Raw genomic sequence first — 26,558 nt, 5'->3', positions numbered from 1 at the left:
ATGTGGCGGTGGTCAGCAGACAGGGTTCCCGGTACCGGTTGGTGCGGGCGACACAGCCGAAGGCGGAAACGCCTGTCCTGGATGCCGATCAGCAGGCGGTCGTCGACCACGCGGGCGGACCGCTGCTCGTGCTCGCCGGCCCGGGCACCGGCAAGACGACGACTTTGGTGGAGGCCGTCGTCGATCGGGTCCGCAACCGTGGGCTGAGTCCGGACGAGGTGCTCGTGCTGACCTTCGGGCGGAAGGCGGCGACCGAGCTGCGCGACCGGATCACCGGACGGCTGGGGCGGACGACGCGGGTGATGCCGTCGATGACGTTCCACTCGTTCTGTTACGCGTTGCTGCGGCGGTTCACGCCGGCGGACGCGTTCGACGTACCGCTGCGACTTCCTTCCGGACCGGAGCAGTCGTTGCGGTTGACCGAGGCGTTGTCTGGCAGTCGCGAGGTCGGGGCAGTGCACTGGCCGAGCAGTCTGCATCCGGCGTTGAAGACGCGCGGTTTCACCGACGAGGTGCAGGCCGTGATCGGCAAGGCGCGGCAGTTGGGGCTCGACCCGGAGGACCTGTCCGCGATCGGGCGGTCGGCCGAGCGGGCCGAGTGGGTCGCGGTCGGCGACTTCTTCGAGGAGTACCTGCAGGTCCTCGACGCCGAGCAGGTGCTGGACTACTCCGAGCTGATCCATCGTGCGGTGATCCTGGCGCAGCAGCCGGCGGTGCAGGCGAAGCTGCGGACCGAGTTCAAGGCCGTGTTCGTCGACGAGTACCAGGACACCGATCCGGGGCAGACCAAGCTCCTGCAGGCGATCGCGGGCGACGGGCGCGACCTGGTCGTGGTCGGGGATCCGGATCAATCGATCTACACCTTCCGCGGCGCGGATGTCCGCGGGCTGCTGCGGTTCACCGACGAGTTCCGCACCCGCGACGGCGCCGAGGCGGCCCAGATCGCGTTGGGTACGACGCGCCGCTTCGGGACCACGCTGCAACGCGTCTCGCGGAACGTCGTCAACCGGCTCGGCGTACCGGGCTCGCTGGACCGGGACACCTTCGAGCGGTTCCGGAACCCGGATGCGTCGTCGTGCGTGTTCGGTCCGGGAAAGGTCGAGGCGAATCTGTACTCGACCAGTGGGGCCGAGCTCGAGCACATCGCGGACCTGTTGCGGCGCGCGCACGTCCAGGACGGCATCGGGTGGAGCGAGATGGCGGTGCTCGTCCGCTCCGGGAGCCGTTCGATTCCACCGTTGCGCCGGGCGCTGGCCGCGGCGGGCATCCCGGTCGACGTCGCGGGTGACGAGTTGCCGCTGTCGCGGGAGCCCGCGGTTCGGCCGATGCTGCTGGCGTTGCGGGCGGTGGCGGATCCCGAGACGTTGACCGTCGACGTCGTCCGGGCGTTGGCGCTGTCGCCGTTGGGCGCGATGGATGCGGGTCAGTTGCGGCGATTGGCGCGGGTGCTGCGTCGCCGGGACCGGGACGCGGCGGGCGGGCAGCGGTTGCCGCGCTCGTCCGACGAACTGCTGCGGGAAGCGATGCTGAACCCGTTGCTGCTCGACGAGGAGGCTTCACCGGCCGAGGCGCGGTTCGCGGCACTCGGCGAACGGTTGCTCAAGGCAAGGAACATTGTGACCGCGGGCGCGGCGCCGGACGAGGTGATGTGGTCGCTGTGGGCGGACTCGCCGTGGCTGCGGCGGTTGCGGGGGCAGGCCGCGTCCGGAGGTGAGACGGCGCGGACCGCGAACCGGGACCTGGACTCGTTGTGCGCGTTGTTCGACGCGGCCGGGCGGGCCGAGGAACAGGTCGGTTTCAAAGGCGTTTCGGCGTTCCTGTCCGAGCTGGAGTCGCTGGACATCGCGGGCGACAACCGGTTCGACGGGACGTACCGCGAGGCCGGCGTACAGCTGATGACCGCGCACCGGTCCAAGGGGTTGCAGTGGCGGCTGGTCGTGGTGGCCTCGGTGCAGGAGGGCCAGTGGCCGGACCTGCGGCGGCGGGGGTCGCTGCTGGAGCCGGACCGGCTGGGTCCGGACGGGCTGATCGATCCGTTGTCGGCGGGCGCGTTGCTCGCCGAGGAGAGACGGTTGTTCTACGTCGCGATCACCCGGGCGCGCGAGCGTCTGATCGTGACCGCCGTGCAGGCGCCCGAGGCCGACGGCGATCAGCCTTCCCGATTCCTTGCCGAGCTGGACATTCCTCTGAAACTGGTGGCGGGGCGGCCGCGGCGGCCGTTGTCGCTGCCGGGGCTGGTCGCGGATCTGCGCTGTGTGCTGGCGGATCCGGCGTCGTCGCCCGCGTTGAAGCGAGTCGCGGCGGATCGGTTGGCGCAGCTCGCGTCGGCGGTCGACGATCGCGAGGAGCCGCTGGTGCCGACGGCGGATCCGGCCCGCTGGTGGGGCGTGCGGGAGCGGACCGAGTCGGTGCGCCCGATCGCGGATCCCGCCCTGCCGGTGCCGTTGTCGGGAAGTGCGTTGACGACGATCGTGGACTGTCCGTTGCGGTGGTTCCTGACCCGGCGCGCGGGTGGCGAGACGCCGAGTACGTCGGCGATCGGGTTCGGCATGGTGCTGCACACGCTCGCGGACGCGGTCGCGACCGGGGTGCTGCCACCGTCCGTCGACGAGCTGAACGGGTGGCTCGACAAGGTGTGGACGCAGCTCGAGTTCGAGTCGGCGTGGATCTCGGACCGCGAGCGGGTCGAGGCGGAGCAGGCGCTCCGGCGGTTTGTCGCCTGGCACCAAGGGCGGCCGGATCGGACCTTGGTCGGCACCGAGGTCGAATTCGACGTACTGCTTCCCGATGAGGAGCACCCTGCGGTTCGGGTGACGGGCCGGATGGACCGGGTTGAGAAGGATCCGGAAGGTACGGTCCGGGTCGTCGACCTGAAGACCGGGCGGAACATCCCGACCAAGCCGGCGTTGGCGCGGCACGTGCAGCTGGCGATCTACCAGCGCGCGATCAACTCCCGCCAGCTGAAGAAGCTCGGCGAGGAGACCGTCGCCGGTGGTGCCGAGCTGGTGCAGCTGCGCCACGACGACAACGGCGGCTTCCCGAAGGTGCAGCACCAGGGTCCGCTGGAGACCGACGAGGACGGCAGGACCTGGCTGGACGAGGCCGTCGACGATGCGGAGAAGATGATTCGTTCGGAGGATTTCGTGGCCACTCGCAACGACGGCTGTAGCCGGTGCGAGGCGCGTGCGCTCTGCCCGATCCAGCCCGAGGGCCGGGAGATCGTCTGATGGCCGTCGAACTGCGCACCACGGCCGACCTGTGCGATCTGCTCGGGATCCCGTTCTCCGATCAGCAGTTGGCCGCGATCACCGCGCCGCTCGCGCCCGGGGTGATCGTGGCCGGCGCCGGGTCGGGGAAGACGACCGCGATGGCGGCCCGGGTGGTGTGGCTGATCTGCACGGGGCAGGTCAAGCCGGAAGAAGTGCTCGGCCTGACGTTCACGAAGAAGGCGGCGAACGAGCTCGACGTACGGATTCGCGAGGACCTGACGAAGGCCGGCGTCCTCGGGTCGACACTGCCCCGGGACCAGCACCCGATCCTCGCCGCGCACCTGCGGAGCAACATCCCGAACTGGGAGCCCGAGGAGCCGGGCGAGCCGGTCGTCTCGACGTACCACGCCTTCGCCGGCACGCTGATCGCCGAGCACGGCTTGCGGCTCGGTCTCGAGCCGGACTCGCGGGTTCTCGCGGACGCGACCCGGTACCAGCTCGCCGGTCGAGTGGTACGGCGGTCCGCCGGGCCGATCCGGTTCGCCTCACACCACGTACCGACGCTGGTGAACAGCCTGCTCGCGCTCGACGGTGAACTCGCCGACCACCTGCTCCGCCCCGACGACGTCCGCGAGCACGATGACGCCGTCCGGCAGGAGGTCGCGGCGGCGCGGAAGCAGACGGTCGAAGTACGCAAGCTCGCCGAGACCGCGTTGAAGCGTGGGGAGATCCTGCAGCTCGTCGAGGAGTACCAGGCGTACAAGGGGGAGCGGGGCGTCGTCGACTTCGCCGACCAGATGGCGCTCGGGGCACGGCTCGCGGAGGAGTGCCCGGAGGTCGCCGCGGTCGAGCGCGGGCGGTACAAGGTCGTGCTGCTGGACGAGTACCAGGACACCTCGGTGTCGCAGCGGCGGATGCTGACGGCGCTCTTCGCCGCGGGTGACGGGCGCGGGCATCCCGTCACAGCGGTCGGCGATCCGTGTCAGGCGATCTACGGGTGGCGTGGTGCGTCCGTTGCGAACCTGGACGAGTTCCCGACGCACTTCCCGCAGGCCGACGGGTCGCCTGCTGCGCGGTATGTGCTGAGCGTCAACCGCCGGTGTGGAAGCCGGATCCTTGCCGCTGCGAACCAGCATGCGGCCGAGCTGTACGAACAGCATCCCGGGGTGATTCCGCTCGAGGCGCCTGCTGATGCCCCTGAGGGAGCGATCACGGTCGGGTTGTTCGAGACGCGCTCGCAGGAGGTCGAGTGGGTCGCGGACGCGATTGTCGCGGCGCATCGGACCCGCAACCGCCGGTGGAAGGACATCGGCATCCTGATGCGGACGAACGTCGACCTCAGCGCGGTGCACGAGGCGCTGATCGCGCGCAAGGTCCCGGTCGAGGTCGTCGGTCTCGGTGGGCTGCTCGCGTTGCCCGAGGTCGTCGACGTGGTCGCGACCCTGCAGGCCGTCAACGACCTGACCGCGAACGCGGCGATGCTGCGGATCCTGACCGGCCCGCGGTACCGGATCGGTCATCGCGATCTCGCGCTGCTCGCGAACCGGGCCCGGATGCTTGCCGACGGCGGATCCCATCATCAGACCGACGACCTGGTGTCCGCGTTGGACGCTGCCGTCGCCGGGATGGACTCGACCGAGGTCAGCTCGCTCGCCGAGGCCGTCGACGACCCGGGTCCGCTGGAGTACGCACCGGAAGCCCTTGTGCGCTTCAAGGAACTGTCTGCTGAGCTTCGCGAGTTGCGCGCGCACGCGGGCGAACCGCTGCTGGATCTGGTCCGCCGGGTGATCAGCACGATCGGCCTGGATGTCGAGCTGACCGCGACGCCGGATCACGTCGACGCCGGCCGGCGGGACCACCTGGCCGCGTTCCTCGATGCCGTCGGCAACTTTGTGTCGACCGAGTCCGACGGGTCGCTCGACGGCCTGCTCGCGTACCTCGCCGCCGAGGAGGAGTACGCCGCCGGCCTCGACCTCGCCGTACCGAGTGAAGCCGACTCGGTGAAGCTGCTCACCACGCACCGGTCGAAGGGACTCGAATGGCCGGTGGTGTTCGTACCCACCCTGGTGTCGAAGGTGTTCCCGTCGGACCGCGGACGGGACAAGTGGACAACGAACGCGAAGGTGCTGCCGTGGCCGCTACGGGGTGACGCCGACACGTTGCCGGACATCCACGACCTGACGAACGCCGGGCTGAAGGCGTTCGCGGACGAGTGCAAGGACATGAACGCGCTCGAGGAACGGCGGCTCGGGTACGTCGCGTTCACCCGGGCGAAGGAGATGCTGGTCGCGACCGGGCACTGGTGGGGTCTGACGCAGAAGCGGCCGCGCGGACCGTCGTCGTATTTGGAGACGCTGAAGAAGCACGCGGGGGAGCGGGTGATCGCGTGGGCGGAGCAGCCGGAGCTCACCGCCGAGAACCCGGAGCTCGCCGAGCAGACCCAGGCGCCGTGGCCCACGCCGTACGACCGGGATGCATTCCAGCGCCGGCTCGAGGCGGTCGCGCTGGTCGAGCAGGCTCGCGCGGAAGGTCCGTCGGTCGAGGCGGAGGACTCGCTGCTCCTCGACGAGCAGGCAACCGTCGCGCGCTGGGACTCCGAGATCGAGCGGTTGTTGTCCGAGGCAAAGGAAAGCCGGAGCCGGAAGGCGTACGACGTGACGCTGCCGGCGGCGCTGTCCGCGACCCAGCTCATGCGCTTGGCGAAGGACCCGGACGGTCTGGCCGCCGAGCTCGCCCGGCCGATGCCGCGCAAACCCAACCGGGCGGCGCGTTTCGGCACCCGCTTCCACGCCTGGGTCGAGAGCTACTTCGGCCAGCAACTACTCCTCGACCCCGACGACCTCCCCGGGGCCGCGGACGAGGATATCGTCGACGACACCGACCTGACCACCCTGATGGACGCCTTCCGCGACGGCCCGTTCGGCGACACCACGCCGTACGAGATCGAGGCCCCGTTCGCCCTCGCCCTCGACGGCCGCGTCATCCGCGGCCGCATCGACGCCGTTTACCAACTGGTTCGCCCCGACGGCTCCCGCGGCTACGACGTCATCGACTGGAAAACCACCCGCGGCGAAACCGCCGACCCCCTCCAGCTGGCCATCTACCGAGTCGCCTGGTCCGAACTCATGAACATCCCCCTGTCCCACATCACCGCCGCCTTCTACTACGTCCGCACCGGCGAAATAATCCGCCCCGAAAACCTCCCCGACAAACAACAACTAACCAACCTCCTTAACGGATGAGCATCTGCGCCGGGGTTGTCCCGGCTAGATGACAAGGTCGGCGGGGACAATGCGCACGGGGAACGGCAGTTCTGCCTCAAATGCGTTCTTGCCGGTGACAACGGCCCGCTCGACGTACATGTCGCCGTCGAGTTCGAGAACCGTTAGTTCCTCGTTGCCCGGATCGAAGATCCAGTACGACGTGACACCGGCCTGTTCGTACAAATGCCGCTTGAGGATGCGATCCGCCAGACTCGGCGACTGCGACAGAACCTCGACCGCGAGCAACAGCGGCTTCTCGATCTTCTTGTATCCGACATCCTGCCGACGGCAGACGAGCAGGTCGGGCTGCACGGACCGTGTCGGCGTCGGCTGGTAGTCCATCGGCGCGATGAACACCTTCTGATCTTCTGGGCAGCGTTCCCGGAGAGCGACGGCCAACTCAACCACCGCGGTCTGATGGACCGGCAACGGCGCGGGCGTCACCAGCAGGGTCCCGTCGACCACCTCGTAACGCTTCCCGTCGTCGGGGAACGTTTCGAGATCGGCCACCGTGTAATGACCCGGCTCGTGTGTTTCCACGTCCACCATGGCGGGTGCCTCCTTGTCGATTACACGACCAGCATGGCGGCTCCGCGCAGGTGGTTGGTGCCGTTTCGGCGATCTGCCCCAGGTTGCCCCGAGATGCCCCGCTTTGGTCATCTGGTGAGGGTGGCGGGGGCGAGGGGGAGTGGGAAGGGGCGGGTGGTCTCGTATGTCTCCTCGGATTGGATGACGGCTTGGCAGGTGTAGCCGGTTGGGGTCAGTTCGAGGACGGTGAGTTCTTCGGTGGTGGGGTCCAGGAGCCAGTAGGACGGGACGCGGTGGGTTTCGTAGAGGGTGCGTTTGAGGACCACGTCGGTGGTTCTCGTGCTGGGGGAGAGGACCTCGACCACGAGCAGGGGTGGGGTGGTCAGGAGCGGGGCGGTGGTACGGGGACAGACCAGGAGATCCGGGCGCAGCGACGTGTTGAGGGTGGGGCGGAAGTCGAGGGAACCGACCGCGACGAGCAGGTGCGGTGGGCAGGCGCGTTTCAGTTGCACCATCAGGGCGACCACGGCTGCGTGGTGCGCAGGCGGTTGGGGTCCGGTAACGAGGAGGCGACCGTCGACAATCTCGTACCGCCGTCCGTCCCGGGTAGCTGTTGCTGTCGGCACCCCACCAGCCTGACGCATCCCGCCGCACCACCGCAGAAGTTATCCACAACCCCCACCCCAACCCCCACCCCAACCCCCACCCCAACCACCGCCCCAACCACCGCCCCAACCACCGCCCCAACCACCGCCCCAACCACCGCCCCAACCACCGCCCCAACCACCGCCCCGGGCCACCGCCCCCAACCACCGCCCCGGGCCACCGCCCCGGGCCACCGCCCCGGGCCACCGCTCCAACTACCGCTCCAGCCATCGCCCCAACCACCGCCCCAGCCATCGCCCCGGGCCACCGCCCCGGGCCACCGCTCCAACTACCGCTCCAACTACCGCTCCAGCCATCGCCCCGGACCACCGCTTCAGCCTTGGCCCCGGGCCACCGCCGCAGCCGGCGCCACAGCCACCGCCCCAACCACCGCCCCAACCACCGCCCCAACCACCGCCCAACCACCGCCCAACCACCGCCCAACCACCGCCCAACCACCGCCCAACCACCGCCCAACCACCGCCCAACCACCGCCCAACCACCGCCCAACCACCGCCACCGCCCCAACCACGCCACCGCCCCAACCACGCCACCGCCCCAACCACGCCACCGCCCCAACCACGCCACCGCCCCAACCACGCCACCGCCCCAACCACGCCACCGCCCCGGGCCACCGCCACCGCGCCAACCACCGCCCCGGCCACCGCCACCGCCCCGGCCACCGCGCCAACCACCGCCCCGGCCACCGCCCCGGCCACCGCCCCGGCCACCGCCACGGCCACCGCCCCGGCCACCGCCACCGCCCCGGCCACCGCCCCGGGCACCGCCACCGCCCCGGCCGCCGCCCGGACTACGGGGTCACGGAACACCTCCTGGTGTGAGCGCACGTGCTATTTCATGTCTCGCGACCCCGTCGCCTGTTCCTGACCAGCGGGTGGTGACGTGAGGTGGACTTGTCGAGTCGGTCGTGCGGTGGATGTCTCGTGGCGGGCGGCTTGGTTACGTTGGTGGCATGTTGATCGCTGAGGATCTGTTGTTGCTGTTGTACGACGATCAGACCGGCAAGCCGATCACCGGGTCGCCGGGGCTGGACTTTGCGCTGGCCGGGGCGGTGTTGATCGAGTTGACGTTGCAGCAGAAGCTGGACATCACCAGTGAGGGAAGGTCGGGTCGGCTGCAGGTGCTGGACGGCGCTCCGACCGGTGACTCGATCCTGGACGAGCGTCTGTCGTATGTGGTCAACAGGCCGGGTAAGAAGCCCAAGGACCAGATCAAGCCGCTGTCGAAGCACCTGCGGGATCAGTTGCTGACCAGGCTCGCCCAGAAGGGCGTGCTGGAGGCCGACCAGGGCAAGCTGCTCGGCCTGTTCCCGGTGACCCGCTGGCCGGCCAAGGACGCGCGGCACGAGTTGGAGGTGCGCACCCAACTGGAAAGCGTGCTCACCCACGGGCTGGCGCCGGATCAGCGCACCGCCGCGCTGATCGCTCTGCTCAGCGCGCTGAACGTCGTACCAAAGGTCATCACCGACGCGGTGGACAAGCGGGCGCTGAAGCAGCGTGCCAAGGAGATTGCCGACTCCGACTGGGCCGCGGCCGCGGTCAAGAAGGCGGTTGCCGAGATGCAAGCCGCCGTAACAGCCGCGATCATCGCGTCGACAACCGCAGCGAGCGCAGGCAGCAGCAGCTAGGGCGTGGGGTCAGGAGCGACGCTCAGCCGGGCCTTGATGTCTGGCTTGACCACCTTGCCGACCTTGGAGCGGGGCAGGTCCGGCCAGACCAGTACTTCCTTCGGCGCCTTGACGCTGCCGATCCGCGCCTTCGCGAACGCGATCAGCTCGCCCGCGTCCGCCGAGGCGCCCGGCTGGAGCTGTACGACGGCCACCACCCGCTCGCCCCACTTCTCGTCGGGCAGTCCGATCACCGCGCAGTCCTGGACGGCGGCGTGTGCCATCAGCGCCTGCTCGACCTCGGTGGAGTACACGTTGAAACCACCGGTGATGATCATGTCCTTGGCGCGATCGACGATGTACAGGTAGTTCTCGTCGTCCAGGTACCCGATGTCGCCGGTGTGGTGCCAGCCGTACGCCGAAGCAGCCGCGGTCGCCTCGGCGTTGCGGTAGTACCCCTTCATCACCAGCGACCCGCGCACCACGATCTCGCCGCGCTCCCCATGCGGGAGCAACGTGCCGTCCGCGCCCATGATCGCCACCGTGACCAGCGGCGCCGGTCGTCCCGCCGAGGACAGCCGGTCCCGCGCAATGTTGCCAAAAGCATCGAAGTGCGCGGCGGGCGGCAACATCGAGATCATCATCGGTGCCTCGGTCTGCCCGAACAGTTGCGCCATCACCGGACCGATCCGCTGGAGCGCCTCCTCGAGCCGGGCCACCGACATCGGCGCAGCGCCGTACCAGAAGCACCGCAACGACGACAGGTCCGTGGCGTCGAGCTCCGGCGCCGCCAGCACCATGTAGATCAGCGTCGGCGGCAGGAACGTGTGCGTCACCCTGTGGCGCGGGATGAGTTCCAGGAACGCGTGGACGTCGGGCGCGCGCATGATGACGATCTCGCCGCCGGACGCGAGCACCGGGAAGCACAGCACGCCTGCCGCATGCGTGAGGGGTGCCAGCGCCAAGTACACGGGCCGCTCGCCGAACGGGTATCCCATCAGCGTCAGCGCGGTCATCGCTTCGAGATTGCCGTTGCTGAGCATCACCCCCTTCGGGCGCCCGGTCGTCCCTCCGGTACCGACGATCATCGCCAGGTCGTCGGGTGAGGTCAGATCAGGTGCCGGCTGGGACGCGCCCCCGCAGAACGCGTCCCAGCCGACAGTTCTCCGGCCGGCAGGGTGGGGGGTGAGGCCGGAGGTCTGTGGGTCCGGAGCTGCACCGTCGAGGCACACGAACGTGTGGATCTTCGGCAACGAGTCCCGGATGCGGTCCACCAGCGGTGCGAACGCCGCTTGGTAGATCAGTACTTCACAGTCGAACTGGTCGAGCAGCTCGCGGTTCTCGGCCGCCTCGTTGCGCGGGTTGATCGGGCACCAGACCGCACCGGCCCGGCTGATCCCGAACACGCAGGCGAACGCCACCGGATCGTTCGCGGACAGGATCGCGACCTTCCCGCCGGGCCGTACGCCGGTCGCCGCCAGCGCACCCGCGATCCGGTACGAGAGCTGCTGTACGTCGGCGTACGTCAGCGTCTCGCCGTCCGTGGTGAGGCAGGGGGCGTCCGGCGCCAGCGACGCCCCCTTGTCCAGATACTCGACCAGTCGCATCAGCGATACACCATGAGTTGCGGCTCCGATACCAGCCCGAAGCTCCGCAGTACGCCGAGCAGCTCGCGGTGACCGAACGCCTGACAGCCACTCGCGAAACCGACCCGCTTCGGAGGCGTCTGCAGCAGCGAGTACGCCGCGTACGCCTGCAGCAGCCCTGTCTGCTGGTAATTGCTGTTGCCGTGGATGACACAGTGCGCCCGCCCCAGCGGTCCGGACGCGTGCACCGAGTCCAGCGACTTGTTGACGCGAGGGTTCTCGCGCGGCGGCATCTGGTTCATCACCTGACGTGCTGTTTCGGTGAGAGCCGCGTTGCGGTCGTCCGGCGCCATGTCCTTCGTAGCTTCCAGCGCAGCCGCAACGATCTGCGGTACGCCGTTCATCAGCGCAGCGTTGAACACACCGCCCTGTGCCTTGCAGTTGGCCACCCGTGGGTCACGCTTGAACCAGACAGGGTGCGACGTGCCACCCCAGGGCAGTGACAGTGCCAGCTCATGCTGCCCAGGCACCACCAACGGCACCAGGCCTTGCTCCGGGAACTCGACGTACGCGTTCTGATCGAGATAGTGCGCTTTGGACGTCGCAGCGTTCACCAGGATCGTGCGGGTCGAGGCGATGGTCGGACTGCCTCCCCAGAACACTGCGATGTCGAGCGTGTCGAGACCGGGCTCTTCCAGGCACAGCTGTGCGGCGATCTCACCGGTCGTGTACATCTGCGCGATGCCCGGCGCCAGGAGCAGGCCGGCCTCGGCGAACTTGGCACCGTACTTCTCGTCGCAGGTGATCAACCAGTCCTGCTCGCCGGTGGTGTCGGTGTAGTGCGCTCCTGCCGCAAGCGCAGCCTCTACTGCGGCAGGGCCCAGCTCGCTGAACGGTCCGACCGTGTTGAGCACCACGGACGAGCCCTTGAACAGGTCGGTCAGTGCTGAGACGTCATGGTCGACCGCAGCGACCTCGTAGTCCGCTGTCTCGATGCCGGGGACGTTGGAGTCCATCGACGCCTTCAGCTTGTCCTCACTACGACCGGCTGCGACGAACGGAACGTGGTAGTGCCGCAGGTACTCACAGACGAGACGGCCGGTGTAGCCCGAGGCGCCGTACACAACCACTGGTTTCTCGGACATCTACATCCCCATCCCGCCGTCGACCGGCAGGCCGATGCCGGTGATGAACCGCGCCTCGTTCGAGGCCAGGAACACCACTGCGTCCGCGATGTCCGAGACCTCACCGAGGCGTCCGGACGGGGTCAGTCCGACCACCGCCGCCACCGCGGCCTCGGGCGACTCGAACAGGCCGAGCTGGGCGACGTCGTTCGCCAGACCGGCGCCCATCGCGGTCGGGACCAGGCCGGGGTAGATGCAGTTGACGCGGACGCCGTACCCGAGCTTGCCGGACTCCATCGCGGCGACCCGGGTCAGCCGGTCGACCGCGGACTTGGTCGCGGAGTACACCGCGATGCCCGGGAACGCGATCGTGGCCGCGACCGACGCGACGTTGATGATCGCGCCGCCCTGACCGGCCAGGCCTTCGGGACGCATCGTCCGCAGACCCCACTTGATGCCGAGCGTGGTGCCGAGGATGTTGACCTCGAGCATCTTGCGGATCTGGTCCGCAGTGACCTCGGTGAGCAGGCTGGTGATCTCCACCCCCGCGTTGTTCACCAGGATGTCCAGCCCGCCGAGGATGTCGTTGGCGGCGACCACCGCGTTCTCCCAGTCGCCGTCGTCGGTGATGTCGTGCGCGACGAAGCCGTTCCCGTCGCCGTACTCCTGGTCCAGTGCGTCGGCGACCTTTTCGCCGAGGTCCTTCTGGATGTCGCTGATCACGACTTTGGCACCGGCTGCCGCGAGGGCTCGCGCCATGCCCTCGCCGAGACCCTGCGCGCCGCCGGTGACCAGGGCCTTGCGGCCGGAGAGATCGAGTGAACCCATCTGAAGCTCCCTTTGCTCGTACGGGTTGTTCACACTCTGGGCCAGTCTTTTGACACTCGTCAAGACTTTGTTTGACACTTGTCAAGAAACCGCCCCGCGCCGGGACGCGCCTGGCCCGGCGCGGGGTACTCTGACGCAACGAGTCGAGCAGAAGAGTGGGTGAATGCCGTGGTGTCCGCCGCTGAGGAGCGACCTGCCCGCGTCTCGGGGATCGACAAGATCGAGCGCCGCCGGATCGCGCTGGCCGAGTCCGCGCTGAAGACCCTCGGTGAGCTCGGCTACGCGCGCACCAGCCTGCGCGAGATCGCGAACAACTCCGAGTTCACGCACGGCGTCGTGCACTACTACTTCCGCGACAAGATCGACCTGATCAGCTACTGCGTGCGCTACTACAAGACCAAGTGCGCCCGGCGGTACGACGAGGTCGTGGAGACGGCGACGTCGGCGGAGGAGCTCGCGACCGGCTTCCTGGCCAAGATGACCCAGACGCTGGTCGAGGAAACCCCGATGCACAAGCTCTGGTACGACCTCCGCGCGCAGAGCATGTTCGAGGAGCAGTTGCGCCCGGACGTCGAGGCGATCGACAAGCTGCTCGAGGAGATGATCTGGCGGATCCTGTCGCGGTACGCCGATCTCACCGAGACGATCCCGACCGTGGACGCGCCGACGGCGTACGCCCTGGTCGACGGCCTGTTCGAGCAGGCCGTGGTGGCCTACGCCGCGAACCCGGACAAGGCACCCGCACTGCTGTGCGACCGCATCATGCAGGTGCTGCCCAAACTGGTCGCGGCGTAGCGCCCGCTACTCCGCTCCGCAGTCCACCTTGCAGAGCTTGTCGGTCAGCGTGAGGATCGCGCCGGGCTGATCGGTACCGGACTCGGTGGAGAATTCGACGGTCCAGTTGCCGGCCGTTGTGGTACCGCCCGCCTTGCCCGACTGCTGTTTCAGCCAGTCGACGATCGTGCCGCGTGGATTCACGTGAGCGAGCTCGAGCGCCTGCGGTGCGAACTCGACCAGCGCCGCTGCCGCCTCTGCGGCGGCGCCCGTGGCCTGCAGTGAGAGCACCGCAGGGCGAGGCTGGGTGCCGATCAGCACCTGTACGGACGTCGTGCCCTTGCTGCACGTCTGGTACGCCTCGTCGGTGGTGCACTGGTACTGCTGACCGGTGAACGCGGCAACCACCTGTGCTTCGGTGAGATCCGACAGTGTCTCTTCAGACCCGCTGCTGGACGTCGCCGACGGTCCAGTCGTAGGCCCGGCAGTAGATCCGGTAGTAGATGTGCTCGGGCTGCTGCCCCCGGACGATGACGACGGCTTGCTGCTGGAGCAGGCCGTCGTACCGAGCAGCAGCGCGGCGCAGGCGAAGGCCGCGCCGAGCCGGCGGTTCAGACCGGCACCTCGATCGCCGCGTCCAGTGCGATCGTGATCATCTCGGAGAACGTCGTCTGGCGCTCCTCCGCGGACGTCACCTCGTGCGTGATCAGGTGGTCCGACACCGTCATGATGCCGAGCGCCCGGCGGCCGAACTTCGCCGCCAGCGTGTACAGCGCGGCGGCCTCCATCTCGATGCCGAGCACGCCGTACTCCGCGGTCCGCGAGACCAGGTCGGGACGGTCGTTGTAGAACAGGTCGCCGGAGAACACCTGGCCGACGTGCACGTTCAGCCCGGCCGCCTCGGCCGCGTCGACGGCCGCGCGGAGCAGCTTGTAATCCGCGGTCGGCGCGTAGTCGATACCGTGGAAACGCAGCCGGTTCATCTGCGAGTCGGTACTCGCGGACATCGCCACGATCACGTCCCGGACCCGGACCGCCTCGGTCAGCGCGCCACACGTACCGACCCGGATCAGGGTCTGTACGTCGTACTCCTCGAACAACTCGTTCGCGTAGATGGAGGCGGACGGCTGGCCCATGCCGGAGCCCTGGACGGAGATCCGCTCACCCTTGTAGGTGCCGGTGAACCCGAACATGTTCCGGATCTCGGTGTAGCAGATCACGTCGGACAGGTAGGTCTCGGCGATCCACTTGGCCCGCAGCGGGTCCCCGGGGAACAGCACCCGCGGCGCGATCTGCCCCTTCTCGGCGGCGATGTGAATACTCATGCGGGGATGCTCTCACGGAGACCAGTCACCGGGCCGGGGTAGGTTGAGACCTGTGGCCTACTCCATCACTCCCGGTTCGCTAGCCCTGTCCCGTTCCGTCCTGGACCGCGCCGCTGATCGCCGCCGTGACGACGACTGGCTGGAGAAGGCCTGGGCCGCGCCGGACACCCAGGTGGTCGTCGTGGCCGGCGACCAGATCCAGGTGGTCGAGGACCGTTCCGCACTGCGGTTCCTGACGCCGGGCGAGGCACCCGACGGGATCCGGGTCTTCCTCGGGATCGACCGCGAGTCCGGGGCCGGCATGACCGCGGAGGGCCGGGCGGTCTTCGGCGTGATCGTCGACGGTACGCCCGACGAGTCGTACGCCGGCCTGCGTGAGCTGGGCGCACTGCTGGTCGATCGCGAGGCCGGTATCGCCGTGCATCTGATCGGCCTGTCGAACTGGCACGGCGTCCACACCCACTGCGCGAACTGTGGCGAGCACACCGAGGTGGTCGAGGCCGGGCACGTTCGCCATTGCCCGGTGTGTGGAAAGAGCCACTTCCCGCGGAGCGACCCGGCGATCATCGTGCTCGTCACCGACGACCAGGACCGTGCGCTGCTCGGCCGCAACGAGGCGTGGCCCGTCGGCCGCTACTCGACGCTCGCCGGCTTCGTGGAGCCGGGTGAGTCGCTGGAGTCGGCGGTACGGCGTGAGGTGCTCGAGGAGACCGGCGTGATCGTCGGCCCGGAGATCGAGTACGCGGGCAGCCAGCCGTGGCCGCTGCCCGCGAGCCTGATGCTCGGGTTCTACGCGAAGGCGACGGGCTTCGAGATCGAGGTGGACCAGGACGAGATCGCCGAGGCGAAATGGTTCACCCGGGAGGACCTCCGCGTGCTGGTCGACGCCGGCACGATGGCCCTCCCAGGTGCGATCTCGATCTCCCGCCGCCTGATCGAAGGCTGGTACGGCGAGAGCCTCAGCGGCAGCTGGTGATCAGCGGCCCACGTCCGACCGGGCCGCGGCCACGATGACGAGGGTGCCTTCCCAGCGGGCGATGGAGCCGTCGCCCTCGAGTTCGTGCACCTTCTTCACGACCGCGCTCACGTAGGCGCTGTGGCTCGGCCAGTCCGCTCCGGCGTCGGGTAGTACGTCGGTCAGCGTGCAGCCGTACGTCAAGAACCGGTTCTGGACGTGGCTGTCGATGTTGCCGGTCCACACCGTCGGCCGTAGGTCGGAGTGCGGGCACGGGTCCACCGGCGGGGTGTAGGACGCCAGGTTGGTCGGGTTGATGTACCCGTCCGGGCGTAGCAGCGTGTAGTACGTACCGTCCGGCGTTTGGGTGAGCCGGTTCAGCCCGTGGTCGCGCAGTACGGTCGTCTGTCCGCTGAGGATGTCCAGTACGAACAGCCGGCCGCCCGTCACTCCGTAGAGGTAGCCGTCCCGCCAGGAGAGTGCGCCGTCCTGTGAGCCGGTGAATCCGCTGAACACGGGCAGCAGCCGCTTCACCACACCGGTCGCCGGGTCGACGGCGAACACGATGCCGTCGGCCAGACCCCAGATGTTGTCGTCCGGACCGGTGATCAGCTCGTTGATACTCGCCGCACCAGGCACTGGGACGATGTCGGTGAGCACCTGTCCCGTCGCTGGATCCACCTTGACCAGGTGGGCTTCGCTCGCCTTCGGCTCGGTGCCCTGGCCGCCCTCGATGCTGGAGCCGAGCCAGACGTCGTTGCCGTCCGGCACGATCGAGGCGATCGTCTGATCGGTCACCAGGTCCCGGTAGACGGTGTGAGCTCCGGTCGGTACGTCGTACACGGTCAGCGCGCCGCCGTACTCGCCGTACGCGGGGGTAGTGCCGACGTAGACGTGGTCGCCGTCAGGTACTACAGCGACCGGTCTGTTCTGGTGGTCGCTGTCGACGAGGCTGAACAGCTCCTTCGGGTTGGTGGAGCTGTCCGGTTTGGTCGGGTCCCAGAGCGAGAGCCTGCCGTACGGGTAGATGCCGACGTACATCTTGCCGTGGCCGTCCCACGCCCAGCCTTCCACCTGTCCCTGGCGGGTAGTCACGGTCGACTTGCCGGTCGCGGGGTCGTAGATGGCGGTCGAGCCGTTCAGATAGACGTTGACGAAGACCTTGCCCGTACTGGGATCGGCCAGCTCGTGCATGAGTGGAGACGGCACGTACTGGAACGGAGAGCTCCATTGAGCGAGCGTGCCGTCCGCGGGGTTGTAGCGGAACGTGCCACCGGAGTAGTTACCTGCAAGGCCGTACAGGACCGGTACGCCGTTCTCAGTCACCCAGCCGTAGCCGATGGACGCTCCACGGGTCAGCGTGCGCACCGGCATGACGGGGCCGACCGTGTTGGTGGCCAGGTCGTAGTGGATGAGCTTGAGCGTGTTGTCGGTGAAGTAGACACCGCCCGGGCCGGCTGGGGACACGCCACGCGCAGCGATGGGGTAGTCCATCACCTGCTGGCCCGTGGTCGCGTCGGTGTACTTGAGTTGCTCTCCGCTCACCGCGTCCACCACGACCAGACGGCTGCTCGCGTTGGCGAACACCCTGCCGTCCGCGTAGTCCAGGTCGATGAAGTCCTTGGCCGTAATGCCCGGGGGAGTGATGTCCTCGACCGCATTGGTGGCTACGTCGATCCGGAGCAGCCGGGCGTTCGGAGTGGAGACACCGACGAACAGTTTGTTGTGGTCGGGGTCGTAGACCGTGGAGCGTGCGTACTGCTGTACGGGGTCCAGCGAGCCGTAGTCGGTGACCTCACCGGTCGTGGCGTCGTACTTGAACGCGTGCGCGTTCGGGTACGTCCCGGCGTACACGTTGCCGTCCGGATCGGACGTGAGGCCGTAGATCTGCGACTGCCCCGGGATCGGCTGGCCGAGATCGGTCACCTCGCCGGTGACCGGGCTGTAGCGGTAGAGATGCGCGTTGGCGTACGTACCGAGGTAGACGTCACCGTTCGGTACGACGACGATCGCCCAGCCGCCGGCCGCGCCGGGCAGTGGGACGGTCCGCAGCAGTTGGCGTGAGTGCAGATCGACGACGTTCAAACGGGCGTTCTCACCCGCGGGTACGGCGTACACGACGCCGCGACCGTCGGGGGTGCGGCCGACCGCACCCTCCATGATCGTGAGCGAACTGACCGGTGAGCCGAGGTCCTTGACGACGTCCGCGGACGGAGCGAGCGGTCTGACGGCCGGACCGAGCGGCCAGTTCTCGGACGGGAACGGGTCCGGCAGATCACTCGGCGGGGCCGCTGTTGCGTGCAGGCCCGCGGTCGCGAGCAGACCTGTCGCGGCGATGAAAGTGATGAAGGCACGGCGGAATAGACGGCGCGAGAACATGGGCGGACTCCCTGCGACGTGGTTCATCGCAAGGTATAACGGCCATGGCCGTAAAGTCCATGGCTCAGCCAATACGGCCTGAGCCGTTATTCAGTTACGCGGCGAGCTTCTCCGCTACCTGGGCGAGTGACGGGTTGGTCATCGCGGTGCCGTCCGGGAAGACCACGGTCGGCACCGTCTGGTTGCCGTTGTTGATCTTCTCGACGATCTCGGCGGCGCCGGGGACCTGCTCGATGTCGACCTCGGTGAACTCGATGCCGGCTCGGTCGAGCTGGCCCTTGAGGCGGTGGCAGTAGCCGCACCACGGGGTCGAATACATGGTGAAAGCCGACATCGGCGGACTCCTTGTTGGAGCTGGGAGGGGTTTTGTCGGACGACCCGTCTAGGGTTGCCCTCGACGTATCCGAACCATGGCGCAGGTGGTGCTGTTCCCGCATGTCTCAGTCCGTGAGCGACTTCACACGACCCGCCTCCGCGGAGAGCCTTCTCGAGGCGCTCGATCCGGAGCAGCGGGCGGTCGCGACCGCCCTGCACGGGCCGGTCGTGGTGATGGCGGGTGCGGGCACGGGGAAGACCCGGGCGATCACCCACCGGATCGCGTACGGCGTACGCACCGGCACGTTCGACCCGGTCCGGGTGCTCGCGGTGACCTTCACCCAGCGCGCGGCGGGCGAGATGCGCGGCCGGCTCGCCCAGCTCGGCGTCCAGGGCGTCCAGGCCCGGACGTTCCACTCGGCGGCGCTGCGCCAGGCGCGGTTCTTCTGGCCCAAGGTGTACGGCGGGGAGCTGCCGCCGATCGTGGACCGGAAGTTCCCGCTGCTGACCGAGGCCGCGTCGCGGTGCCGGATCCGCGTCGACACGCCCGCGCTGCGCGACCTCGCCGGTGAGGTGGAGTGGGCCAAGGTGAGCAACGTCCGCCCGGACGACTACGCCAAGCTGGCGCCTCGTTCCGGGCGCCAGCTCGCCGCCTTCGACCCGGCGACGATCGCCCGGATCTTCGCGGCGTACGAGGACGTGAAGCTCGAGCGCGGGCGGATCGACCTCGAGGACGTGCTGCTCTGCGCGGTCGCGCTGCTCGCGGAGGACGAGCGGGTCGCGGCGGAGATCCGCCGGCAGTACCGGACCTTCGTCGTGGACGAGTACCAGGACGTCTCGCCGCTGCAGCAGAGCCTGCTCGACCTGTGGCTGGGCGGTCGCGAGGACGTCTGCGTGGTCGGTGACCCGGCGCAGACCATCTACTCCTGGGCCGGCGCCGAGCCGGAGAACCTGGTCCGCTTCGCGTCCCGGCATCCCTCCGCGACGCTGATCAAGCTGGTCCGCGACTACCGCTCGACCCCGCAGATCGTCGACGTCGCGAACAAGATCCTCGACGCGGCGGGCCCGACCGGTCTGCCCGGGCGGGTCACGCTCCGCTCGCAGAAGGAGGCCGGCCCGGTCCCGGTCTACCGCGAGTACTCCGACGAGGTCGCGGAGGCGGATGCGGTCGCGCGGGCTGTCGTCCGGCTGCGAGACGAGGGCGTGGCGCTACGCGACATCGCCGTGCTGTTCCGGACCAACGCGCAGTCGGAGAACTTCGAGCAGGCGCTGGCCGAGCGGAAGATCCCGACCGTGCTGAAGGGCGCGGAGCGGTTCTTCGAGCGGGCCGAGATCCGGCAGGCCGCCGTCCTGCTGCGCGGGCAGGTGAAGGCCGGCGACGTGTCGGACGACCTGTTGTCGACGGTGACCGGCGTGCTGGCCGGCGCCGGATGGACCGCGGAGCCGCCGACCGGGACCGGCGCAGTGCGGGACCGGTGGGAGTCGCTGAGCGCGCTGGTGACGATGACGGCCGACTTCGCCGCGGAGCACCCGTCGGCGCGGTTGCCCGAATTGATGGCGGAGCTGGACCGGCGGGCGACGATCCAGCACGCGCCGCTGGCGGAGGGTGTCACGCTGGCGACACTGCACGCGGCGAAGGGGCTGGAGTGGGAGTGCGTGTTCATCGTCGGGGCGCACGAGGGGACCTTGCCGATCAGCTACGCCCAGACGCCGGCACAGGTGGAGGAGGAGCGCCGGCTGTTCTACGTCGGCGTGACGCGCGCGAAGCAGCAGCTGTTCGTCAGTTGGGCGACGTCCCGCTCGCCAGGCGGCCGCGGGACCCGCGGGCCGACGCGGTTCCTCGACCCGATCGGCGTCCGGACGGCGCGGTCGGAGTGGAATCCGTCGACCTCCGTCGGCTGGGAGCGGCCGGCGCGCTCGGAGCGGTCCGGCCGGCCGATCCCGAAGTGCCGGGTCTGCGGGAAGGGCCTGCTCGAGCCGGGCGCGCGCAAGCTCGGCCGCTGCGAGGACTGCCCGTCCACGATGGACCAGAAGCTGTACGACGCCCTGGTCGAGTGGCGCACCGAGCAGGCCGAGTCCGAGAAGATGCCCGCGTTCGTGATCCTGACCGACGCGACGCTGACCGCGATCGCGGAGACCCGGCCCGCCGACGCGCAGGCGCTCCGGCAGATCCCGGGCATCGGCCATACCAAGATCAGCAAGTACGGCGAGCAGATCATCAACCTCTGCACGCGCTGACAAATCTGTTGCCAGGCACGCGAAGCGCGGCGCATGCTGGACGACAGGCCGTGTTCTGCTCCTGGCAGACGTGGCAGTTAGGTGACAAGGGCAACGATCCCGCAGCGTGCGGACGGCGTCCCGGAGCGTGCTGGAAAGCTTCTTCGACGGTCAGATCCGGTCGTCGGAGCGGCAACTTCCGGCCAACTTCGCGAACTGGCAATAAATAGTTTGCGGGCTTCGGCGCGGACGGCGTACTGTTCTTTCTGCGGTCGAAGCCTGGCCGAAAACTTCAAACCACCATAGCGATCGAGCCAACCGCCCGCTTCGCCACAACGAGAGGAGGTGCCCTGGAAATGATCACCAACACGGTCAAGAAGCCGTTCAGCGACGCTGCCGCGCTGCCGTGCGCCCAGATCCCGGGTGCCTCGCCGCGCCTGCACGTCGCGACCGTTGTGCTCATGGCTTCCGGCGCTGCCCAGTTCAAGGGCGGAGCTGTCGGCGATGTGAAGTACGGCGATTCGGGTTCTCGAGCATGGAGTCCACCGGTCTGACAAGCGTCAGAGCCGGCACCTCCAGGCCGCGGAACCCACCCAAGGGTCCCGCGGCCCTTTTGTTTGTCAACACAGATTTGGCGGTTGCCAACCGGCAGCCGTCAGGGACGACAAGAGATCAGCAACAACAGTCACTGGGAGGTGACCGGAATGAGCGTGAGCTTCCTCGATGTCTTCACCGAGGTGGCAACGTCGCAGGACCTGCCCTGTCGGTCCTACGCGCCAGAACTCTTCTTCGCCGAATCGCCGGCGGACGTCGAGTACGCGAAGTCGCTCTGCACGACCTGCCCGCTGAAGGCCGAGTGCCTGGCCGGAGCGCTCGAGCGTTCCGAGCCGTGGGGAGTGTGGGGTGGCGAGCTGTTCGTCCAGGGTGTGGTGGTTCCGCGCAAGCGGCCCCGTGGGCGTCCCCGCAAGAGCGACACCGTAACCGCTGCCTGACGACGACAACCCCTACCGAAAACGAGTCCGAACGATGACTACCCAGACTTTCAACAGGAGCACCGAAATGCATTTACTCAATGAAGATCTCGCCCGTGCTCATTGTCGTTCCACATTGAACGACGCAGAGCAGAACCGGCGCTTCCACTTCGCTCGTCAGCTCGAGCGGGCGCAGAAGCAGGCCGAGCGGGCCTCGCGGCGAGCGGAGAGGGCCAGCGCACGCGCGCGCCTCGCACTCGCCCGCCTGGTCTGATCCACACAACAGCCTGACCAGCTGAACCATCGAGGGGCGGCACCCACCGGGGGTGCCGCCCCTTCAGCTTTGCACCAGCAGTTGCAGCAGCCCGATCAACGTGATCCCACTGACGATCTCGTGCCGGGCGATCATCCCGGGCAGGTCGGCGATCGGGATCCATTCGATCCGGTCCGACTCGTTCTTCTCGGTCGGCTCACCGACCCACCTCGCGGCCGTCGCCCGGTACACGAAATGCCGCGAGTCCATGATCCCGGCGGCCGGCTCCGACCGGATCAGCTCGGTCAGCCTGTCCGCCTGCCACCCGGTCTCCTCCAGCAGCTCCCGGGCCGCCGCCGTCTGCGGGCTCTCACCCGGCTCGATGATCCCCATCGGGAGCTCCCACGCCCACGTGTCGGTCAGGAAGCGGTGCCGCCACATCAGCAGCACATGCTCGTCCCGGGTGACGACAGCCGCTGCGATGTCCTTCAGCCGTACGGCGTGATAGTCGAACCGCAGCCCGTCAGGCTGCTCGACGTCCAGCCGCCGTACGCTCAGCCACTGATTTCCCCAGACTTCACCCTCGCCGTGAACCGTCCATCGCACGCAGGGCACACTAGGACATGTGAGAGCTACCTGTGCGTTGTGTGGTCGGCAGGCGGAGTCGGAGGACGTGCCGCTGACCTGGATGACGTCCATCGAGGACGGCCGCAAGCTGCTGTACTGCGATCGCTGCGCCCGCGAGAACGTCCGCAGCATCGAGGGCAAGCTCGACTCCGTCTACTGGTGATCAGTACCGGTCGGGCACCCGCATCGACGGCCCGCCGACCTGGAGCCCGAGCGGCTCGGCCCGCCCGGCCGGCTCCTCCCACGCTTCCTGCCGGCCGAGGAGGGTCAGGTCGAGGTATCGGTAGCAGTTGTGGAAGTCCTCGATCCCGCGGCCGAACGTCGAGTACGTGTGGAACACCTCGTCGCCGACCCGCAGGAACGCGCTGATCCCCGGCATCTCCTCGCCGTTCATGTCCGCGGTCCACGGCCCGTCCGTCCAGGGCGTGCCCTTCTCGGTGGCCAGCTCCGCCTGCGTCCGGAAGTGCAGCAGTACCGGCGCGACCCGGTCGTCGAGCGTCGCGTGGAAGTCGTAGTTGAAGTCGCCCGGGTACGACGAGTACCACGGGAACGTCCAGCCCAGCCGCTCCTTGAATACGGCCAGCTTGGGGTACGGCGCCCGCGACACGGCGGCGAGCGACGTGTTCCGGACGTGCAGCTGCCGCAGGTTGCCGATCTCGTCGGCCGCCGACGAACAGCTCGGGCAGCCCTCGTCCCAGTCCGGGGCGAACATGAAGTGATGGATCACCAGCTGGTCCCGGCCCTCGAACAGGTCGAGCAGACCGACCGGTCCGTCGGGTCCCTCGAAGACGTACGGCTTGGTGATCCGCACCATCGGCAACCGCCGCCGCTCGGCGTTCAGGCGGTCCCGGGCGTGCGTGACCTCCTTCTCCAGCCGCAGCAGTTCCCGGCGGGCGGCCAGCCACTCGTCTGGCGACACGACCTCAGGGAGGTTTCCGAACGTCGTCATCACGGTCTCCGCTCCTCGAAGAAGTTCCTTTCGAAGATATGTCGACGCCGACGCGCTCCGATCGACGCAGTGGGTGAAGGAACTTCCGCGAAAGGAACGATCATGACCATCGAGGCAGACGTGGTGGCGACGAGCAAGCGGCCGTGGATCGCGCTGGGTGTGCTGTGCCTGGCGGCGCTGCTCGTGTCGCTGGATCTGTTCGTGATGCTGCTGGCGATCCCCTCGGTCACCGCAGCGCTCGGCGCGACCGGGAGCCAGCAGCTGTGGATCCTGGACGTGTACGGGTTCATGGTGGCCGGCCTGATGATCACGATGGGCAATCTCGGTGACCGCCTCGGGCGCCGGCGGCTGCTGCTGATCGCGGCCGCCGTGTTCGGCGTCGCCTCGGTCGTCGCGGCGTACTCGGTGAACCCGGCAATGCTTATCGGCGCCCGCGCAGTCCTGGGCATCGCCGGCGCCGCGATCGCGCCGTGCACACTGTCGCTGATCTCCACGCTGTTCCCGGACGAGCGCCGGCGCGCCACCGCACTCGGCGTCTGGGGCGGCTGCTTCACGGTCGGCGCCATCATCGGCCCGATCGTCGGTGGCGTCCTGCTGAACCACTTCTGGTGGGGCTCGGCGTTCCTGATCGGCGTACCCGCGATGGTCGTGCTGCTGGCGGTGGGGCCGGTACTGCTGCCGGAGTACCGCAACGAGCGGGCCGGGCGGATCGACGTACCGAGCGTGCTGCTGTCGCTGGCCGCGATCCTGCCGGTCATCCACGGTCTGAAACACCTGGCGGCGCACGGTGCCGACGCCCAGGCCCTCGGGGCGCTCGCGTTCGGTGTCCTCTTCGGCATCGTCTTCGTACGGCGGCAGGCGCGACTGGACGACCCGCTCGTCGACGTTCGGCTGTTCACCCGGCGGACGTTCAGCGTGACGCTCGGCAGCATGACGGCGTACTCGATGCTGTCCGGTGGCGTGATGGTGTTCGTCGCGCAGTACTTCCAGCTGGTCAAGGGCATGACACCGCTGCAGGCGGGGCTGGCGCTGGTACCGGGCATGATCACGTCGACGATCGGGTTCCAGCTCGCGCCGCGGCTGGCGCAGCGGATCCGGCCGGGCGTGCTGATCCCGATCGGGGTCGCGTTCACGGTGGTCGGGATGGTCGTGGTCAGCCTGACGACGTCGACGACCGTTCTGGTCATCGCGTTCGCGTTCGAATGCTTCGGGCCAGGCGCGCTGGTCATCCTGGGGACGAACCTGGTGATCGGCTCGGTCCCACCGGAGCAGGCGGGCTCGGCGGGCGCGCTGACCCAGACCGGCAACGAGTTCGGGTACTCGCTCGGCATCGCCGTCCTCGGCTGCGTGGTGACCGCCGTCTACCGCGGCCGGACGGGCAGCAACTCGCTCGGCGAGACGATCGCCTCCGGCGCGACGGGCGATGTCCTGGAGCACGCCCGTGACGCCTTCACCTCCGGCCTGCACCTGGCGGCCGGGATCACCGCCGCGGCGCTGGCCGCGATGGCGGTCCTGCTCGCGGTCACGCTCCGGGCGCTACCGGTCCTCAGTCGTCGGTGAAGCCGGGGAGGAGCTCCTCCAGGACCGCCCGGAACGGCGCCTGCGCCTCGAGCTGGGACAGTACGGCGATGCCGCCGATCCAGACGCGATGGATCAGCAGGTACGACGGAGGCAGGTTCAGGCGCAGTGCGAGCGACGCGTTCGGCGACCGGAAGTCACTGGTCCGGTTCGCCTGCGCACGCATCCAGGCCCGGCTGAACTGGAACGTCTCCTCCCGGGCCGGGTCCGCGAACGGCGACAGGTAGTTCATCAGCTGCTCCGGATCGATCTCCATCCGAGGCTTGATGAAGCCCTCGGCCTTGAGACCGTCCCGGACCGCGATCCCGTCGCCGAGCAGCGAGATCCGCAGCAGCCTGCCGATCGCCGGCGGCAGTCCGTCCGGGAGCCGGGCGCAGAGGCCGAAGTCGACCACGCCGAGCCGGCCGTCGGCCAGCACGCGGAAGTTCCCGGGATGCGGATCGGAGTGCAGCAGACCGGCGTACTTCGGTCCGCTGAACATGAACCGCGCGTACTTCAGCCCGATCGCGTCCCGCTCCTGCTTCGTGCCGTCACTGATGTACGACGACAGCGGCCGGCCCTCGATCCACTCGGACACGATCACGGTGGGGGAGTGCTTCACCACCCGCGGTACGACGAACTCCGGGTGGTCCTTGAAGGCGTCGGCGTACTGCTGCTGGGCCTGCGCCTCGCGGTCGTAGTCGAGCTCCTCGCCGATCCGCTCCTGCAGCTCCGCGACCAGCGGCTTCACGTCCAGGCCCGGGATCATCGTGCCGATCGTGCGGCCGACCCGGCCGAGCTGACGCAGGTCCGACCGGAGCGCCTCGGCGGCACCCGGGTACTGCAGCTTGACCGCGACCTCACGGCCGTCCTTCAGCCGTCCGCGGTGCACCTGGCCGATCGACGCGGCCGCCGCCGGAACCTCGTTGAACTCGTCGAAACGGTCCCGCCAGCGCTTGCCGAGCTCCCGGGACAGGATCGTGTCCACGGTCGAGGCCGGCATCGGCGGAGCGGAGTCCTGCAGCTTGGTCAGGGTGGCCCGGTACGGCGCCGCGAACTCCTCCGGCATCGCCGATTCCATCAGGCTGAGCATCTGCCCGAACTTCATCGCGCCGCCCTTGAGCTCGCCCAGGACGGCGAACAGCTGGTCCGCGGTGCGGCGCTGGAACTCGGCGAACACCGCCTCGGCGGGTGCGCCACCGATCCGTTTGCCCAGGCCGACCGTCGCGCGCCCGGCGGCGCCGAGCGGCAGGCTGGCAAGTTTCGCGGTCCGGCTCAGCGCCTTACGGGGAAGGTCCGACACGTACCCATTCTGTCCGGTCACCCAAGTCCGGGCGCTCCGGGGTGCCCGGTGTCGTCCTCATCGATGCGATCACGACTCGCTCACAGCGGGAGGCGGCGCCCGGCGACCGGCCGGACACCGCCT

Annotated in this window: 22 protein-coding genes; 10 read left to right on the top strand and 12 right to left on the bottom strand. The window is 68.7% G+C overall.

Annotated elements, in window-relative coordinates; all coding sequences use genetic code 11:
- Nucleotides 1-8: 8 nt before the first annotated feature.
- Both FB475_RS06630 and FB475_RS06625 read left to right on the top strand, forming a co-directional pair.
- On the top strand, nt 9-3,227 hold the full coding sequence (locus FB475_RS06630) for an ATP-dependent helicase (RefSeq protein ID WP_141853505.1): 3,219 nt from the start codon (nt 9-11) through the stop codon (nt 3,225-3,227).
- Nucleotides 3,227-6,451, top strand: a complete 3,225-nt coding sequence (locus FB475_RS06625; RefSeq protein WP_141853503.1) for an ATP-dependent DNA helicase — start codon at nt 3,227-3,229, stop codon at nt 6,449-6,451. Before FB475_RS06630 ends, FB475_RS06625 begins: the two co-directional genes overlap by 1 nt.
- A gap of 24 nt (nt 6,452-6,475) precedes the next feature.
- On the opposite strand, the gene FB475_RS06620 is transcribed toward FB475_RS06625, so the two are convergent.
- Nucleotides 6,476-7,132, bottom strand: coding sequence for a Uma2 family endonuclease (locus tag FB475_RS06620; protein ID WP_238331996.1), 657 nt, complete (start codon nt 7,130-7,132; stop codon nt 6,476-6,478).
- The gene (locus tag FB475_RS06615; protein ID WP_141853501.1) at nt 7,129-7,644 is read right to left on the bottom strand and encodes a Uma2 family endonuclease; all 516 of its coding nucleotides are present in this window, start codon (nt 7,642-7,644) and stop codon (nt 7,129-7,131) included. The genes FB475_RS06620 and FB475_RS06615 overlap by 4 nt, the downstream gene beginning before the upstream one ends.
- A 974-nt stretch (nt 7,645-8,618) precedes the next feature.
- Between FB475_RS06615 and FB475_RS06605 the strand changes: the two genes are divergently transcribed.
- Nucleotides 8,619-9,293, top strand: coding sequence for a GOLPH3/VPS74 family protein (locus tag FB475_RS06605; RefSeq protein WP_141853499.1), 675 nt, complete (start codon nt 8,619-8,621; stop codon nt 9,291-9,293).
- Here FB475_RS06605 and FB475_RS06600 read toward each other — a convergent pair.
- From FB475_RS06600 to FB475_RS06590, 3 genes are read right to left on the bottom strand one after another with little or no spacing between them, the layout of a single operon-like run.
- Nucleotides 9,290-10,879 carry an AMP-binding protein gene (locus FB475_RS06600; protein WP_141853497.1) on the bottom strand — a complete coding sequence of 530 codons (1,590 nt, stop codon included), beginning with the start codon at nt 10,877-10,879 and terminating at the stop codon, nt 9,290-9,292. The two genes, FB475_RS06605 and FB475_RS06600, sit on opposite strands and share 4 nt — an antisense overlap.
- A complete protein-coding gene (locus tag FB475_RS06595; RefSeq protein ID WP_141853494.1) occupies nt 10,879-12,003 on the bottom strand; it encodes a DUF5938 domain-containing protein in 1,125 nt (374 codons plus the stop codon). The genes FB475_RS06600 and FB475_RS06595 overlap by 1 nt, the downstream gene beginning before the upstream one ends.
- Nucleotides 12,004-12,810, bottom strand: coding sequence for an SDR family NAD(P)-dependent oxidoreductase (locus FB475_RS06590; RefSeq protein WP_141853492.1), 807 nt, complete (start codon nt 12,808-12,810; stop codon nt 12,004-12,006). It lies immediately after the preceding gene.
- Between the two features lie 159 nt (nt 12,811-12,969).
- Here FB475_RS06590 and FB475_RS06585 point away from each other — a divergent pair, with 159 nt between their 5' ends.
- Complete coding sequence (locus FB475_RS06585; RefSeq protein WP_238331995.1) at nt 12,970-13,605, top strand: TetR/AcrR family transcriptional regulator; 636 nt, start codon at nt 12,970-12,972, stop codon at nt 13,603-13,605.
- Between the two features lie 6 nt (nt 13,606-13,611).
- Here FB475_RS06585 and FB475_RS06580 read toward each other — a convergent pair whose 3' ends face one another.
- Both FB475_RS06580 and deoD read right to left on the bottom strand, forming a co-directional pair.
- Nucleotides 13,612-13,992: a hypothetical protein gene (locus FB475_RS06580; protein ID WP_141853490.1), complete on the bottom strand. Its 381-nt coding sequence runs from the start codon at nt 13,990-13,992 to the stop codon at nt 13,612-13,614.
- Nucleotides 13,993-14,195: 203 nt separating this feature from the next.
- Complete coding sequence (deoD, locus tag FB475_RS06575) at nt 14,196-14,909, bottom strand: purine-nucleoside phosphorylase (RefSeq protein ID WP_141853487.1); 714 nt, start codon at nt 14,907-14,909, stop codon at nt 14,196-14,198.
- 52 nt (nt 14,910-14,961) lie between these two features.
- On the opposite strand from deoD, the gene nudC reads away from it, so the two are divergent.
- Complete coding sequence (gene nudC / locus FB475_RS06570; RefSeq protein ID WP_238331994.1) at nt 14,962-15,885, top strand: NAD(+) diphosphatase; 924 nt, start codon at nt 14,962-14,964, stop codon at nt 15,883-15,885.
- Here the strand turns inward: nudC and FB475_RS06565 are convergent, their stop codons facing one another.
- Nucleotides 15,886-18,243, bottom strand: coding sequence for a hypothetical protein (locus FB475_RS06565; RefSeq protein ID WP_238331993.1), 2,358 nt, complete (start codon nt 18,241-18,243; stop codon nt 15,886-15,888).
- Between the two features lie 94 nt (nt 18,244-18,337).
- A complete protein-coding gene (locus tag FB475_RS06560; RefSeq protein ID WP_141853484.1) occupies nt 18,338-18,577 on the bottom strand; it encodes a mycoredoxin in 240 nt (79 codons plus the stop codon).
- A 101-nt stretch (nt 18,578-18,678) separates the two neighbouring features.
- On the opposite strand from FB475_RS06560, the gene FB475_RS06555 reads away from it, so the two are divergent.
- The 3 genes from FB475_RS06555 (at nt 18,679) to FB475_RS06545 (ending at nt 21,767) form a co-directional block, all read left to right on the top strand.
- A complete protein-coding gene (locus tag FB475_RS06555) occupies nt 18,679-20,796 on the top strand; it encodes an ATP-dependent DNA helicase UvrD2 (protein WP_141853482.1) in 2,118 nt (705 codons plus the stop codon).
- A gap of 335 nt (nt 20,797-21,131) precedes the next feature.
- A complete protein-coding gene (locus FB475_RS06550) occupies nt 21,132-21,329 on the top strand; it encodes a hypothetical protein (RefSeq protein WP_141853480.1) in 198 nt (65 codons plus the stop codon).
- Between the two features lie 150 nt (nt 21,330-21,479).
- Nucleotides 21,480-21,767: a WhiB family transcriptional regulator gene (locus FB475_RS06545; RefSeq protein ID WP_131285495.1), complete on the top strand. Its 288-nt coding sequence runs from the start codon at nt 21,480-21,482 to the stop codon at nt 21,765-21,767.
- Between the two features lie 316 nt (nt 21,768-22,083).
- Here FB475_RS06545 and FB475_RS06535 read toward each other — a convergent pair whose 3' ends face one another.
- Nucleotides 22,084-22,605, bottom strand: coding sequence for an NUDIX hydrolase (locus tag FB475_RS06535; protein WP_141853478.1), 522 nt, complete (start codon nt 22,603-22,605; stop codon nt 22,084-22,086).
- 19 nt (nt 22,606-22,624) lie between these two features.
- On the opposite strand from FB475_RS06535, the gene FB475_RS36660 reads away from it, so the two are divergent.
- Entirely contained in the window at nt 22,625-22,789 is a 165-nt protein-coding gene (locus tag FB475_RS36660) for a hypothetical protein (RefSeq protein WP_185759110.1), read from the top strand.
- On the opposite strand, the gene FB475_RS06530 is transcribed toward FB475_RS36660, so the two are convergent.
- Nucleotides 22,790-23,575 carry a DUF899 domain-containing protein gene (locus FB475_RS06530; protein WP_141853476.1) on the bottom strand — a complete coding sequence of 262 codons (786 nt, stop codon included), beginning with the start codon at nt 23,573-23,575 and terminating at the stop codon, nt 22,790-22,792.
- 102 nt (nt 23,576-23,677) lie between these two features.
- On the opposite strand from FB475_RS06530, the gene FB475_RS06525 reads away from it, so the two are divergent.
- Complete coding sequence (locus FB475_RS06525; protein ID WP_141853474.1) at nt 23,678-25,135, top strand: MFS transporter; 1,458 nt, start codon at nt 23,678-23,680, stop codon at nt 25,133-25,135.
- Here FB475_RS06525 and FB475_RS06520 read toward each other — a convergent pair.
- The gene (locus FB475_RS06520; RefSeq protein ID WP_141853472.1) at nt 25,122-26,435 is read right to left on the bottom strand and encodes an ABC1 kinase family protein; all 1,314 of its coding nucleotides are present in this window, start codon (nt 26,433-26,435) and stop codon (nt 25,122-25,124) included. The two genes, FB475_RS06525 and FB475_RS06520, sit on opposite strands and share 14 nt — an antisense overlap.
- Nucleotides 26,436-26,558 lie beyond the last annotated feature (123 nt).

Origin of the sequence: Kribbella jejuensis (assembly GCF_006715085.1) — a bacterium.
Taxonomy (GTDB): Bacteria; Actinomycetota; Actinomycetes; order Propionibacteriales; family Kribbellaceae; genus Kribbella; species Kribbella jejuensis.
This window is presented reverse-complemented; position numbering and strand designations above follow the sequence as displayed.

Excerpts from the sequence above, each read along its gene's own strand:
- FB475_RS06530 (WP_141853476.1), bottom strand. The coding sequence starts at position 23,575 with ATGACGACGTTCGGAAACCTCCCTGAGGTCGTGTCGCCAGACGAGTGG.
- FB475_RS06625 (WP_141853503.1), top strand. The coding sequence starts at position 3,227 with ATGGCCGTCGAACTGCGCACCACGGCCGACCTGTGCGATCTGCTCGGG.
- FB475_RS06620 (WP_238331996.1), bottom strand. The coding sequence starts at position 7,132 with ATGACCAAAGCGGGGCATCTCGGGGCAACCTGGGGCAGATCGCCGAAA.
- FB475_RS06560 (WP_141853484.1), bottom strand. The coding sequence starts at position 18,577 with ATGTCGGCTTTCACCATGTATTCGACCCCGTGGTGCGGCTACTGCCAC.
- FB475_RS06605 (WP_141853499.1), top strand. The coding sequence starts at position 8,619 with ATGTTGATCGCTGAGGATCTGTTGTTGCTGTTGTACGACGATCAGACC.
- FB475_RS06565 (WP_238331993.1), bottom strand. The coding sequence starts at position 18,243 with ATGTTCTCGCGCCGTCTATTCCGCCGTGCCTTCATCACTTTCATCGCC.
- FB475_RS06525 (WP_141853474.1), top strand. The coding sequence starts at position 23,678 with ATGACCATCGAGGCAGACGTGGTGGCGACGAGCAAGCGGCCGTGGATC.
- FB475_RS06590 (WP_141853492.1), bottom strand. The coding sequence starts at position 12,810 with ATGGGTTCACTCGATCTCTCCGGCCGCAAGGCCCTGGTCACCGGCGGC.
- FB475_RS06555 (WP_141853482.1), top strand. The coding sequence starts at position 18,679 with ATGTCTCAGTCCGTGAGCGACTTCACACGACCCGCCTCCGCGGAGAGC.
- FB475_RS06600 (WP_141853497.1), bottom strand. The coding sequence starts at position 10,879 with ATGCGACTGGTCGAGTATCTGGACAAGGGGGCGTCGCTGGCGCCGGAC.
- FB475_RS06595 (WP_141853494.1), bottom strand. The coding sequence starts at position 12,003 with ATGTCCGAGAAACCAGTGGTTGTGTACGGCGCCTCGGGCTACACCGGC.
- FB475_RS06615 (WP_141853501.1), bottom strand. The coding sequence starts at position 7,644 with ATGCGTCAGGCTGGTGGGGTGCCGACAGCAACAGCTACCCGGGACGGA.
- deoD (WP_141853487.1), bottom strand. The coding sequence starts at position 14,909 with ATGAGTATTCACATCGCCGCCGAGAAGGGGCAGATCGCGCCGCGGGTG.
- FB475_RS06550 (WP_141853480.1), top strand. The coding sequence starts at position 21,132 with ATGATCACCAACACGGTCAAGAAGCCGTTCAGCGACGCTGCCGCGCTG.
- FB475_RS06545 (WP_131285495.1), top strand. The coding sequence starts at position 21,480 with ATGAGCGTGAGCTTCCTCGATGTCTTCACCGAGGTGGCAACGTCGCAG.